The sequence below is a fragment of the Kitasatospora sp. NPDC096140 genome, assembly GCF_040303045.1.
Taxonomy (GTDB): Bacteria; Actinomycetota; Actinomycetes; order Streptomycetales; family Streptomycetaceae; genus Kitasatospora.
Map to the genome: position 1 here is coordinate 177,917 of NZ_JBEOUW010000006.1, position 12,931 is coordinate 190,847.

The 12,931-nt window shown below is 72.5% G+C and carries 11 protein-coding genes and 1 pseudogene; 5 read left to right on the forward strand and 7 right to left on the reverse strand.

Features of this window, described 5'->3' with window-relative positions:
• Nucleotides 1–214: 214 nt before the first annotated feature.
• The gene (argS, locus tag ABT048_RS08200) at nt 215–1,975 is read left to right on the forward strand and encodes an arginine--tRNA ligase (RefSeq protein ID WP_350520495.1); all 1,761 of its coding nucleotides are present in this window, start codon (nt 215–217) and stop codon (nt 1,973–1,975) included.
• A 353-nt stretch (nt 1,976–2,328) separates the two neighbouring features.
• Here the strand turns inward: argS and ABT048_RS08205 are convergent, their stop codons facing one another.
• A complete protein-coding gene (locus ABT048_RS08205; RefSeq protein ID WP_350520496.1) occupies nt 2,329–2,742 on the reverse strand; it encodes a hypothetical protein in 414 nt (137 codons plus the stop codon).
• Between the two features lie 385 nt (nt 2,743–3,127).
• Nucleotides 3,128–4,015 (reverse strand): helix-turn-helix domain-containing protein, encoded by an 888-nt coding sequence (locus ABT048_RS08210; RefSeq protein ID WP_350520497.1) that lies wholly within the window; start codon nt 4,013–4,015, stop codon nt 3,128–3,130.
• A 165-nt stretch (nt 4,016–4,180) separates the two neighbouring features.
• Between ABT048_RS08210 and ABT048_RS08215 the strand changes: the two genes are divergently transcribed.
• Entirely contained in the window at nt 4,181–4,903 is a 723-nt protein-coding gene (locus ABT048_RS08215) for an SDR family oxidoreductase (protein WP_350520498.1), read from the forward strand.
• Nucleotides 4,904–4,966: 63 nt separating this feature from the next.
• Here ABT048_RS08215 and ABT048_RS08220 read toward each other — a convergent pair whose 3' ends face one another.
• Nucleotides 4,967–5,950 carry an NAD(P)-dependent alcohol dehydrogenase gene (locus tag ABT048_RS08220; protein WP_502893984.1) on the reverse strand — a complete coding sequence of 328 codons (984 nt, stop codon included), beginning with the start codon at nt 5,948–5,950 and terminating at the stop codon, nt 4,967–4,969.
• A 210-nt stretch (nt 5,951–6,160) separates the two neighbouring features.
• Here ABT048_RS08220 and ABT048_RS08225 point away from each other — a divergent pair, with 210 nt between their 5' ends.
• Both ABT048_RS08225 and ABT048_RS08230 read left to right on the forward strand, forming a co-directional pair.
• On the forward strand, nt 6,161–6,835 hold the full coding sequence (locus tag ABT048_RS08225; protein ID WP_350520500.1) for a TetR/AcrR family transcriptional regulator: 675 nt from the start codon (nt 6,161–6,163) through the stop codon (nt 6,833–6,835).
• Between the two features lie 296 nt (nt 6,836–7,131).
• Nucleotides 7,132–8,298, forward strand: a complete 1,167-nt coding sequence (locus tag ABT048_RS08230; RefSeq protein ID WP_350520501.1) for an alanine--tRNA ligase-related protein — start codon at nt 7,132–7,134, stop codon at nt 8,296–8,298.
• Between the two features lie 66 nt (nt 8,299–8,364).
• Here ABT048_RS08230 and ABT048_RS08235 read toward each other — a convergent pair.
• Nucleotides 8,365–8,442: pseudogene (locus ABT048_RS08235) on the reverse strand (winged helix-turn-helix transcriptional regulator); the annotation flags it as partial.
• A 54-nt stretch (nt 8,443–8,496) separates the two neighbouring features.
• Nucleotides 8,497–8,808: a hypothetical protein gene (locus tag ABT048_RS08240; protein ID WP_350520502.1), complete on the reverse strand. Its 312-nt coding sequence runs from the start codon at nt 8,806–8,808 to the stop codon at nt 8,497–8,499.
• A gap of 245 nt (nt 8,809–9,053) precedes the next feature.
• Between ABT048_RS08240 and ABT048_RS08245 the strand changes: the two genes are divergently transcribed.
• A complete protein-coding gene (locus ABT048_RS08245) occupies nt 9,054–11,219 on the forward strand; it encodes a WD40 repeat domain-containing protein (RefSeq protein WP_350520503.1) in 2,166 nt (721 codons plus the stop codon).
• An 81-nt stretch (nt 11,220–11,300) separates the two neighbouring features.
• Here ABT048_RS08245 and ABT048_RS08250 read toward each other — a convergent pair whose 3' ends face one another.
• Together ABT048_RS08250 and ABT048_RS08255 are read right to left on the reverse strand one after the other, a co-directional pair.
• Nucleotides 11,301–11,936 (reverse strand): dihydrofolate reductase family protein, encoded by a 636-nt coding sequence (locus ABT048_RS08250; RefSeq protein WP_350520504.1) that lies wholly within the window; start codon nt 11,934–11,936, stop codon nt 11,301–11,303.
• A 150-nt stretch (nt 11,937–12,086) separates the two neighbouring features.
• Nucleotides 12,087–12,806 carry an alpha/beta fold hydrolase gene (locus ABT048_RS08255; protein ID WP_350520505.1) on the reverse strand — a complete coding sequence of 240 codons (720 nt, stop codon included), beginning with the start codon at nt 12,804–12,806 and terminating at the stop codon, nt 12,087–12,089.
• Nucleotides 12,807–12,931 lie beyond the last annotated feature (125 nt).

Here is a 12,931-nt window from a genome sequence, read left to right on the forward strand (position 1 = left end):
CTGATTGCGAGTCAAAATCGTTGAGCCGTAGTTGCCTCGCCGACCACTGCGAGGGCGAGGCGTTGCCGCGCCGTGGAAGATCGAGCGCGCGGATGCCTGCGGGGGCATGGGACAATCGGCATGCATCCCCAACCGTCACGTTGGTGCGGTGGCTGTGCGACTCCCGCGGTATGTCCGCGGAGCCCGCCCTCTCACAGAAGTGGTCCTTCGATCTATGCCTACGGTCCTCTCCATCGCCGACGCGCTGCGCGAGCGCTTCGCACAGGCGATCTCCACTGCGTTCCCCGACGCCGCGGACAGCGACCCCCAGCTGCGACGAAGTGACCGCGCCGACTTCCAGGCCAACGGCATCATGAGCCTGGCCAAGCCGCTGCGGACCAACCCCCGCGAGGTGGCTGCGCGCGTGCTCGAGTACCTCGGGGCTGACCAGGTGATCGCGAACCTGGAGGTCTCCGGGCCCGGCTTCATCAACGTCACCGTCACCGACGCCGCCATCCTCGAGCGACTGGCCGCCCGCGCGGCCGACGCCCGACTCGGTGTCGGCAGCAAGGCCGAGCCAGGCGTCACGGTGATCGACTACAGCCAGCCGAACATCGCCAAGGAGATGCACGTCGGCCACCTGCGCTCCACGATCATCGGGGACGCGCTCGTGCGCGCTCTCGAGTTCAGCGGCGAGAAGGTCATCCGGCGCAACCACCTCGGGGACTGGGGCACCCAGTTCGGCATGCTCATCCAGTACCTCATCGAGCACCCCACCGAGCTCGACGAGGGTACCGAGCCGGACGACTCCGGGCCGTCGATGTCCCGCCTCAACCGCCTCTACAAAGCGTCGCGCGCCAAGTTCGACAGCGACGCCGACTTCGCCGACCGGGCCCGCCGGCGCGTCGTCGAGCTGCAGGCCGGCCACGCCGAGACCGTCGCGTCCTGGCAGGGCATGGTCGACGAGTCGAAGGTCTACTTCGAAGCCGTCTACGCCCGCCTCGGCGTCCTCCTCGAAGACGTTGACGCCGTCGGCGAGAGTTACTACAACCCGATGCTCGCCGACGTGTGCGCCGACCTCGAAGCCTCCGGCGTGGCCGTGCGCTCAGATGGAGCCCTGTGCGTCTTCTTCGACGACATCAAGGGCCCCGACGGCGAACCGACCCCGCTCATCGTCCAGAAGAGCGACGGCGGCTACGGCTACGCCACCACCGACCTCGCCGCGATCCGCGACCGCGTCGGCATGCTCGGCGCCAACCAGCTCCTCTACGTCGTCGACAGCCGCCAGGCCCTGCACTTCCGGATGGTCTTCGAGACCGCCCGCCGCGCCGGCTGGCTCCCCGACGACGTCCGCGCCCTGCACCTCGGCTTCGGCACCGTCCTCGGCAAGGACGGCAAGCCCTTCAAGACCCGCTCCGGCGAGACTGTCCGCCTCATGGACCTCCTCGACGAAGCCGTCGACCGGGCCCGTACCGTCGTCGCCGAGAAGAGCCCCCAGCTCGCCACCGAGGAACTCGAAGACCGGGCCAAGCAGGTCGGCATCGGCGCGGTCAAGTACGCCGACCTCTCGACCTCCCGCACCCGCGACTACATCTTCGACGCCGACCGCATGGTCTCCCTCAACGGCGACACCGGCACCTATCTCCAGTACGCATACGCCCGCATCCAGTCCATCCTGCGCAAGGCCCCCGACGACGTCACCCCGACCGCCCACCAGAACCTCGCCCTGGAACCGGCCGAACGCGCCCTCGGCCTCCTCCTCGACGAATTCGGCACCACCGTGAACCTCGTCGCCGAGACGTTCGAACCCCACCGCCTCTGCGCCTACCTGCACAGCCTCGCCGCGGCGTACACCACGTTCTACGAGCACTGTCCCGTCCTCAAGGCACCCAGCCACGAGGTCATGGAGACAAGGCTGCTGCTGTGCCAGCTGACCGGCCAGACCCTCCGCCAGGGCATGGACCTCCTCGGCATCGGAACGCCCGAGCGCCTGTAGTAGATGACGAGAGCCTTCGAGTGAGCCGGCAGTAGATCGGCTGACTCGAAGGCTCTCGTGCGGTGGCAAATGTTGGTTTGCTCACCCGAGGTCAGCGCCCTGTCCAACAGCTGTGCCGCTACCCGTGGCGCGCATCAGGGTCCCGCTGCGGCGGCCTCGGCTCCCGATGACGAGGTAGGCGTTGACGAGGAAGGGAGCTAGTCTCGGGGTTGTCCGGTCGGCCCCGCCCAGGCCCGAGACGGGCCGCAGGTTGCTGTTGTGCCATGGAGATCGCCTCGGAGTCGTCGTCAGCCATTCCTCCAGTCCGCGCGGCGGGCGGTCAAGCGCCGTGAGTCCCCAGGCCGTCGCCACTCCTACCGCTTGTCGGCCTTCCCGGGAGCCCACCTGGCGAGCGGCGCCTCCACCGGCAGCCCGGACTTTTTGAGCGCTTCGGCGCACATACTGCCGGTAGAGCCGACGAGCAGGTGCTCGGCGACGAGGTGCGGCACGAGCAGCGCGACGGTGCCGGTCTGCCAGTCGGCCGCCACCTGGTACATGGCGAGGACGGCCGCCTCCCACTGCGTCATCGAATCGCGGGTACGACAGCTGTCGGTGTATTTCGGGCGAAGCGGTACCTTCACCGCTACGAGCCGCCGGGGTGCGCCACCGTGCTGCGCGACAACAGCGCGGGCCTCGCCGATCCAGGCGCTCAGCAGCTCATCGAGGGCGGCGTACGCCTCATCGCGGCCCTTGCGACGACGGTCGAAGGCGTGGTGGAGGACCAGCAACGCGGCGGACTCCTCATCCTCCGATGCCGTCCAGGACCGGGCTGCCTGATCGTGCCACTCCGACCAAGCACGGCGGAGGACGTGGGCCGCATCAGGCCCGAGGCCCGCGAACTCCGGACCCGAACGCACCCGCACCTACGTCGAGAGGCGAACCGCCGAAGGCCTTGCAAGAAGGGCATCATGCGATGCCTGAAACGCCACATCGCCCGCGAGGTCTACCGCGCCTTACTGCGGTCGATCCGCACTCCCGACACCACCCGAAAAACCATGCAAAGCGACCTCATTGAAGCCGCTCGACATCCATAGGAGCATCCCCGGGGCGGTTCACGGCGGAGGGATCGAAGCTGCTTCCCGGCGTCGGTGCCGGGGCCGGCGCGTCCAGCGCTCAGGTCCGGCCGGTGGTGCGGGCCGCGGGTTCGGGTGCCGACCAGCTGCCCAGCAGGCGCAGCGCGTGCGCGGAGGGGCTGCCGGGTTCGGCGGTGTAGAGGTAGAGGGCCTGGTCGGGGTCGTCGGGCAGGGTGAGGGACTCGTAGTCGAGGGCCAGTTCGCCGACGAGCGGGTGCCGGTAGCGCTTGGTGCCGTGGGTGTATTCGAGGACGTCGTGGTCGGCCCACCACTGGCGGAAGTCCTCGTCGTGGACGGAGAGTTCGCCGACCAGTTCGGTCAGCCGGGGGTCGTGGGGGTGGCGTCCCGCGTACAGGCGCAGGGCCGCGACCGTGCCGCGGGCCGCGGTGTCCCAGTCGGTGAGCAGGTCGCGGGCGGCCGGGTCGAGGAAGATGAACCGGGCGAGGTTGCGCTCGCGGTGCGGCAGGGTGTCGAAGTCGGTGTACAGCGCCTTGGCGAGGGTGTTGGCGGCGAGCACGTCCAGCCGGTGTCCCATGATCATCGCGGGGGTGTCGGCGAGGGAGTCGAGGAGCCGGAGCAGCCCGGGGCGCACCCGCTGCGGCGCCACCGGGCGGCGCCGGCCGGAGCCCGGCCGCGGGCGGACCAGGTCGAACAGGTGGGCGCGCTCGGCCGCGTCGAGGCGCAGTGCGCGGGCCACCGCTTCGAGGACCTGCGCGGAGGCGTTCGGGTTGCGTCCGCGTTCCAGGCGCACGTAGTAGTCCACGCTGATGCCCGCCAGCCGCGCCACCTCCTCGCGGCGCAGCCCCGGCACCCGGCGCCCGCCGCCGGCCGGACCGAGTCCGGCCTCGTCGGGGCTGACGCGGGCCCGGCGCGAACGCAGGAAGTCGCGCAGTTCGAGGTTGGGCTCGCGCCCGGCCGACGTGCTCATCCGTCCAGGCTAGGCCGCCGCGCGCCGCCGCCGCACCGCGTGAGGGGGTCCGGTGGACCCCCTGTACGTCCCGCCCCCGCTGCCGGTGCCCGCGGCGCTCCGGCCGGTGGTCTGCTGGATCACGACACACCGTTCGTACCGTCCGAAGACCGAAGAGGGACCGCCTTGTCCAAGCCCCTGATCGTCGTCACCGGTGCCGGCTCCGGCATCGGCGCGGCCACCGCCCGCCTCCTGTCCGCCCAGGGACACCCGCTGCTGCTGCTCGGGCGGCGGCTGGAGAAGCTGGAGGAGCTCGCGCTGCCCCGGGCCCTGTGCCGCAAGGTCGACGTCACCGACCGGGACGCGTTCGCGGCGGCGGTGCGCGAGGCCGAGGAGCGGTTCGGCCCGGTGGACGCGATCGTCAACAACGCCGGCGCCATGCTCCTCGGCCGGATCGCCGACCAGGGCGCCGAGGAGTGGGACCGGATGATCGACCTGAACGTCAAGGGCGTGCTGTACGGCGTGCGCGCGGTGCTCCCCGGGATGCTCGCCCGCGGCACCGGCACGATCATCAATGTCGGTTCCGTCGCCGGTCGCAAGACCTTCCCGAACCACACCGCGTACGTGGCCACCAAGTTCGCGGTCCACGCGATGTCGGAGAACCTGCGCGAGGAGGTGGCTGCCGCCGGTGTGCGCGTGGTCACCGTCGCCCCCGGCGCCGTGGAGACGGAACTCCTCTCCCACACCACTGACGAGCGGATCAGGCAGGACTACGAGGCCTGGAAGGAGTCCGCCGGCGGCGCCCTGGACGCGCACGCCGTGGCCGAGGCGATCGCCTACGCCTACCACCAGCCGCAGCACGTCACCGTCCGCGAGATCGTCCTCGCCGCCACCGGCCAGCAGGCCTGACCGGCGCCGCCGCGCCCCCGCCCGCACCGTCGGTCCCCGCACCCGGGCCGGCGGAACCGGACGTCACCCGGTGGGCAGCGCGAGCGCCAGCTTGCCGGTGGCGCGGCCGTCGAGGAGGTGCCGGACGGCTGCGGCGGCCTCGGCGAGCGGGTAGGTCCGGTCGACGACGGGGCGGAGCGTGCCCGCGTCGACGAGCGCGGTCAGCTCGCGAAGCCCGTCCGCGTGTTCGGAGGCGATGAAGGTGCCCAGGTGCTGGTCGGTGAACGGGGACAGCAGCTGGGCGCGGAGCTGGCGGTCGGTGCCGCCGAGCCAGCGGCCGTTCGTCTCACCGCCGGTGATGACGAGTCTGCCGCGGGGCGCGAGCGCGCGGCGCAGGTCCCGCAGGGTGCGGTTGCCCGCGATGTCGATGATGGTGTCGTAGCGCTCCGGGGCGGCGAGGAAGTCCTCGCGGGTGTAGTCGACCACGTGGTCGGCGCCGAGCGCCCGGACGGTGTCGAGCTTGCCGGTGCTCGCGACGGCCGTGACCACGGCGCCCAGGCCGTGGGCGAGTTGGACGGCGAAGGTGCCCACGCCGCCGGCGGCTCCGGTGATCAGGACCCGCCGGCCCTCCCGGACCCGGCCCTTGTCGCGCACCGCCTGGAGCGCGGTGAGCGCGCTGACGGGCACCGTCGCCGCCTCCTCGAAGGTGAGCCCGGCCGGCTTGGGGGCGATCCGGTCGGGGCGGGCGACGGCGTACTCGGCGAAGGCGGCGGGGGCCGTGCCGTAGACCTCGTCGCCGGGCGCGAACCCGGTCACCTCGCGGCCGACCGCCTCGACGATCCCGGCGAGGTTGCGGCCGGGGTTGGGGAGCTTCGGTCTGCGCAGCCCGCTCACGGGCCGGACGGCGTACGGCAGCCCGGCCATCATGTGCCAGGTGCCCCGGTCCACGCTGGAGGCCCGCACCCGGACCAGGACCTCGCCGGCGCCGATGCCCGGCAGGGGGAGCCGCCCCGTGCGCAGCACGTCCTCCGGCCGGGCGCCGTAGCGCTCCTGGACGACTGCCGTCATCGTCCCGGTCCCGTCGGTGGTCCCGGTCGACTTGCCCGTGTTCTGCATCCGCATCGTCACTGCTCCTGGTCCTCGCCCGCCACTTACGCCGTAAGTGCTGCACTTACGCCGTAAGTACAGCACTTACGGCGTAAGCTCGCAACGCTGGAGACCGAGAAACGCCGAAGGCCGAGAAACGCCGAAGACCGAGAGAGGACGTGACCACCCACCGTGACCCGACGTACCGCCCCCACCCCGCAGCCGGCCCGCGAGACGCTCACCCGACGCCGGGTGCTGGAGGCGGCCGTCGAACTGGCCGACGCCGGCGGCCTGGAGACGCTCTCCATGCGCAAGCTCGGCCAGGCCGTCGGGGTCGAGGCCATGTCCCTCTACAACCACGTGGCCAACAAGGAGGACCTGCTCGACGGCATGGTCGACCTGGTCTTCGACGAGGTCGAGCTGCCCGTGCCCGGCGACGACTGGCAGCGGGCGATGCGGCAGCGGGCGATCTCCGTCCGCCTTGCGCTGTCCCGCCACCGCTGGGCCATCGGGCTGATGGAGTCGCGCGCCACACCGGGCCCCGCGACCCTGCGCCACCACGACGCCGTCCTCGGCTGCCTGCGCCGGGCCGGGTTCTCCCTCGCCCTGACCGCCCACGCCGTCTCCGTCCTCGACAGCTACGTCTACGGGTTCGCCCTGCAGGAGAAGGCCCTGCCCTTCGACACGCCGGAGGAGACCGCCGAGGTCGCGGAGTCCATCCTGAGCGGATTCGACGCCGGCGAGTACCCGTACCTCACCGAGATCGCGACCGCCCACGTCCTGCGCCCCGGGTACGCCTACGGCGACGAGTTCGCCTTCGGACTCGACCTCATCCTCGACGGCCTCCGGCGGCAGCAGACCGGGTGACCGGCTGCGGCGGCGTCCTCGCGGTTGCCCGGGCGGCGTCCGGCGGAAAACCGGGTGCGCCGCGCAGACCGGCCGCACTACCCTGGGTGCCATGAACGTCACCGGCCTCGACACCACCACCGCGACCGCGCGAGCGACCAGCTCGCCGGTTGCCGCCGCCTGACGTCATTCCCGACTCCCCCCGGCGACCGGACACGGTCCGCCGGCGGTGGCCCGGAGGTGTTTCCTCCCCGGTTCCGACGATCGCGTGGGCCCGTTGTCCGGCGCCTCCCCGTCACACGCGAAGGAGCCACCCCGTGGACACGGACCAGATCGTCCGCACGTTCGTCGAGTACTTCGAGGACCGCGGCCACCGCCGGATCACCGGCTCGACCCTGCTGCCGCCGCCCGGCGACCCCGTGCTGTTCACCACCTCGGGCATGCACCCGCTCACCCCGTACCTGGAAGGACGCCCGCACCCCCTGGGCCGGCGGCTGGTCAACGTGCAGCGCTGCCTGCGCACCACCGACCTCGACGAGGTCGGCGACGCCACCCACCTGACCGTCTTCGAGATGCTCGGCACCTGGTCGCTCGGCGACTACGAGGGCCCGCAGAGCCTCGACTGGGGCTACGGCCTGCTCACCGAGGGCTTCGGCGTCGATCCCGGGCTGCTGCACGCCACGGTCTTCGGCGGCGACGACCGGACGGGCCCCGACACCGCCTCCCTGGAGCTGTGGCAGGGGCACGGGGTGCCGGTGGAACTCACCGTCGAGGACAACTGGTGGTCCAACGGGCCGACCGGCCCGTGCGGCCCCGACTCGGAGATCTTCCTGTGGACCGGCGACACCCCGCCCGAGTCGACACCCACCGGTGACGACCGCTGGGTGGAGGTCTGGAACCACGTGATGATGCGCCACCGACGGCTCGACGACGGCTCCCTGGTGTCCCTCCCGCAACGCAACGTCGACACCGGACTCGGCCTGGAACGGCTGGCCTCGCTGCTCCAGGGCCGACGGTCAGTGTTCGACTGCGACGTCTTCGACCCCTGGCGCCGGACCGTGCCCACCCTGTGGCAGCTGGACGAACCGTCACTGCGGCTGGTCTGCGACCACCTGCGCTCGGCCGTCGTGGTGATCGGCGACGGCGTGCTCCCCTCCAACACCGGCCGCGGCTACGTGCTGCGCCGGCTCGTCCGACGGGTGCTCACCGCGCTGCGCCGCGACCACCCGCAGGGCGGTCTCGTCGACCTGCCGGGCGAGCTGATCCGGCACACCCTCGACCACTTCCGCCAGGAGGGGGACCCGGACGTCGTCCGCCGGGTGCTGCTCGACGAGGAGCGCCGGTTCGGCCGCCTCCTGGAGCGCGGCCGCCAGGTGCTGGCCCGCCCCCGGTTCCGCGGCCCGCTGACCGAGGAGGACCTCCACTACCTCCACGACACCCACGGCCTCCCGCGCGACCTCGTCCTGAACCTGCGGCCGCAGTGACGGGTCCGGCCCGCGCCGACGGGGTCCGCGGGGTCCGCCCCCGCCGGCCCGGGCCGGGCTGCACCACCGGTAGGTGACCGCCACCGGACGGGTGGCGGTCACCTCGCGCTCGACCACGCCGTTGCGTTCCAGTCGGCGCAGCGTCCCGTGGCCGGCGGGCGGCCCTCCCGCACTCTCGGGCCCTCCGGTACGGTCCCGTCAGACCGCGGAGAGGTGCAGCTTGAACGGTGAACCGTCGGACCTCGGCGTCCAGCCGTCCGACAGCGCGGCCCGGATACCGGCGGCGACTTCGCGCGGCAGGACGAGCTCGGCGGGCACCGGGCTCGGTTCGAGGACGGCCCGCCGACCGGTCTCCACGACCAGCGTCGTTCCGGGCGAGGAAGCGTCCTCCACCCGGTAGCCCAGGGTGCCGCCGTCGTAGTCGCAGCACCAGTGCTTCCTGCTCACTCGCCAGCGGTACTCGACGCCGTCGACGACGATGCGACGGGAACCCTTCTTCGCCAGTGCCACTCTTTCCCCTTCCCCGTTGTGCCTGCGGACTTCCACTGCCCGCGACTGCCCGCGGATGTCTTCGGATGTCCGTCACCAGTCTCCCGGCACCGCACGTGTGTGTCACCGGGTTTGGCCCGGAGCTCAGGAGGCCGGCCTGCCGGTTCGGCGGACCGGTCGGGGCGGGTGTGGTTAGGGTGCCGGTCATGACCGGTGAGTTCCCGGGTAATGGTCCGGGTCGTGACGTTGTGTCGGTGGATGGGCGGTTGGCCGATCCGGAGTGGCTGGTGAACGGCGACCCGGAACAGGTCGTGGCGGCCCTGGACGGCGCTGTGGGACGGGAGGAAGCCGCGGCGGCGGCCGTGTACCGGACGTCAGGGCATCTGCACCGTGAATCCGGTGCGCAGCTGCGACGGCAGGTGCTGGCCCTGGACGCCGCCCGGTACGGACACCGGGAGTTGGCGCGGGGCATCGCCGCGGTGGCGGTCGGCGGGGACACCGGTGATCCGTGGGTCGTGCAGTGGGCGACCGGTACCGGCCTGGACTCCCGGCTGCGGTACGCGTTGCCCGCACCCGCCACGGTGGGTGCGGTGGCGACCGTGGTCGTGGCGGACCGCGGGCTCGCCGTCGCCGGCTGCGAGGACGGCACGCTGCACTGGTGGGACCTCGCCACGGGCCGGAAGCTCGGCACGGCCGCAGTCGGCGACAGCGGCGCGGCCGCAGCCGGTGACAGCGGCGCGGTGCGGGCACTCGTCACGACGGTCCTGGACGGCCGTCCGGTCGCCGTCACCGCGCACTCCGGCGGGTCGGTCCGGGTGTGGGAGCTCTTTGTGGGAGGGGGCGGAGGCGAGCCGGTCGTCCTGCACCCGGGGGAGGGCGGCTCCTGGATCAACTCGCTCGCCACCGTGCCGATCGAGGGCCGGCCGGTGGTGGTCGGCGGCAGCGTCGACGGGAGGGTGCGGGTGTGGGATCCGGCTGCCCCTGCCGGCCGCGGAGAACTGCTGAGCATACGCACCGGCACCGTACGCGCGCTCGGGACGGCGGTGGTGGACGGCCGTCCCGTCGTCGTCACCGGCCACGGCTGGGGCACCGTCCGGCGGTGGGACCTCATCACGGGACGGGAGTTCGGCACGGGGAGCGTCCCGGTTGAGGAGTCCCACGTCGGCACCGATCCGTCGTCCGACGCCGACGCCGATTCCGACGCCGATTCCGACGCCGACGCCGATTCCGACATCGACGGCGGTGGCGGCGGCCGCCAGTGCGCCACCATGGAGATCAATGCCATGACGCACGTCGTGGCGACGGACCCGGCGTTCGAGTCCCCGCTGGCCGTCAGCGCCAACGCCTACGAGACCTGCATCCGGGACCTGGCCACGGGAGAGCAGGTGGGTGAGCCCGGGCCGGGGTCCGTGGAGGCTGCGGCCGTGAGCGTGCTGCGGGGCCGCCCCGTCGCCCTCCTCGGAGGCAGCGGCGGGCCGGTCCACGTGTGGGACCTGTCCGCCTCCCGGCACCTGCGCCCGCCGCTGATCGGCCACCGTGGGACGGTGCGGGCAGCGGCGACGGCCCTGGTGAAGGGCCGTCACTTCGCCGTGACCGGAGGCGACGACGAATCGGTCCGTGTCTGGGACCTCGACGGCGAGAGGGACGAGCGGGTCGGGAGCTGGGCAGGCACCAGGCCGGCCGGTCATACCGGGCCCGTGCACCGGGTCACCACGGCCGTCGTGAACGGCCGTTCCGTCATCGTGACCGGTGCCGAGGACGGAACGGTCCGGGTCTGGGACCTCGACGGCGGGGAACAGCTCGGGGAGCCCCTGGCCGGGCACACCGCCGCCGTGATCCAGGTGAGGGTGGGGACGGTCGAGGGGCGGCCCGTCCTCCTCACCCGCGACCGGTCGAGGACGGTGCGGATCCTGGATCTCACGGCCCGGGAGGAACTGCACGGACGGTCGACGCCGGAGTACTCCAGCTCGTTCATCGACTTCTTCGGCGCGGTGGAGGACCGCTTCGTCGCCGTGACCTGGGAAGGACGTGTGTGGGACCTGACCGCGAGCGCATGGATCGGCGTGCAGCCGAAGCAGCGCTGTGCCCTGGCCCTGGAATCACTCGAAGGCCGCCACGTCATCCTGACCGGGTGCGCGGGCGAACCGGTCCACCTGTGGGACATGGCCACGGGTGACCGGATCGGTCCGTCCTTCGTGGGACTGACCGGCCGGGTGCGGGCGGGGGCGGCAGGGATGCTGGACGGCCGCCCCGTCGTCGCCGCGGGAGGGGACGACGGCACCGCGCGGGTGTGGGACGCCACCACGGGACGGCAGATCGGCGCCTACGCGTTCCCCGCCGATGTCCGTGGACTGGCCCTGACCCCCGACGGGCGGCTGGTGGTCGCCTTCGGCACGGACCTCACGGTCCTGGCCCACCGCGTCCGGCGGTGACAGCAGCCCTCCGGCCGCCCGCCCCGGCGGCTCGTCGCGGCCGACCGCCCCGGCGGCTCGCCCCGGCCCGCGGGCCGCTGCTCAGCCCTCGTCTCCGAGGCCTCGGTCGGGTGCGCTCATGTCGCCGGTCCGGGGGGTGCCGTCGGCGAGTCCGTAGAGCAGGCGCACGGTGCCCTGGGGGCCGGCTGCCGGGGGCTGGAGGAGCGTGAGGTTGGTGGGCACCGCGCCGCCGTCGAACACCTTCTTACCGACGCCCAGCGTGATCGCGTGCACCCAGAGGTCGAGGCGGTCGAAGAGCTTCTCGCGCAGGAGGGTCTGGACGAGGTCGAGGCTTCCGACGACCTTCACCTGCTCGTGCCGGTCCCGGACCTCGCGCACCGCGGCTGGCAGGTCCGGGCCGAGCTGCGTGGAGCCGGCCCACGGCAGCTCGGGCGTGCCGCGGGAGGCCACGTACTTCGGCACCCGGTTGAACAGCTCGGCGATCTCGCCGTCCTTCTGGTGCGGCCAGTAGGCGGCGAAGATGTCGTACGTCCGCCGCCCGAGCAGCAGGGCGTCCGTGCCCTCGTACGCGGCGAGGATCTGCGCCCCGGTGACCTCGTCGATCAGCGGCGCCTGCCAGCCACCGAAGGGGAACCCCACCGGGTCCTCGTCGGGGCCGCCGGGCGCCTGCCCGACGAGGTCGAGGGTCGTGAACAGCTCGATGTCGATGAGGCCCATGGCCGACTCCCGTGCGTGCGTCGATTGTCTCCGTTGTCTCCGTCAAGAGATAGACCCGCCGTGGCCCGAAAACTCATCGCCACGACGGAATCGGGTTTCCCCACCCGGACGGACGACCCCGGGCACCGCGCCGCCGTACCGATCCCGCCGTTACACGGGCTCCTCGGGCTTCGTGGGCCCGACGCGCAGCAGTGCGTCCGCGAGTTGTCGGGGGCGGCTGAGTGCGGCCAGGTGGCCGCCGGGGATCTCCTCGATCTCCAGGCCCAGCCGGTCACGGGCGATCCTGCGCTGGAACTCCAGCGGGAAGAAGCGGTCGTCCCGCCCCTGGAGGAACCGCGTCGGCACGTTCGGCCAGCGGGTCAGTGGCCACGGCTGCGCGAACAGCGCGGAGGGCGGCTGCGAGGCGCCCAGGGCGAACGCCTCCTCGGTGACCTCGGGCGGGACGTCGTGGAAGAAGTCGGCCCGCAGGTCGAACTCGGGATCGGCACCACGCCCGGTGGCGGCCGCGTGGTCCGACCGGGCCTCGGCCTGGCCGGTGTTCTCCCACCACTGCCCGGCCGTCTCCCCGGGCGCCGGGACCATCGCGTTGAGCAGCACCAGCTCGGCGACCGGCACCGACAGCCGCCCGCACACCAGCGGAGCCGAGAAGCCCCCGAGCGACTGCGCCACCAGGACCAGCGGCCCGCTGAGCTCGGCACGCCGTTCCACCGCTGAGACGACGGCCTGCGCCGTCTCCTCCAGACCGGCGGAATCGTCGCTCGGCAGGTCCATCGTGACCACGTCGTGCCCCCGGGCCCGCAGCTCGGGCTCCAGCCGGTGCCAGAACCAGGCCCGGCCGTCGGCACCGGGAACGAGCGTGAAGGTCGCCATCCTCGTCCTCCCTCTGCGGGTTGCCGCCCACGTTTCCTCCCCGCGCCCTCCGACGCTAGCGGGTGGCACTGACACTCCGCGCCCGGGAGGCGAGGGCCGGGGCCCTCTGGAATCCTGACGGCGAA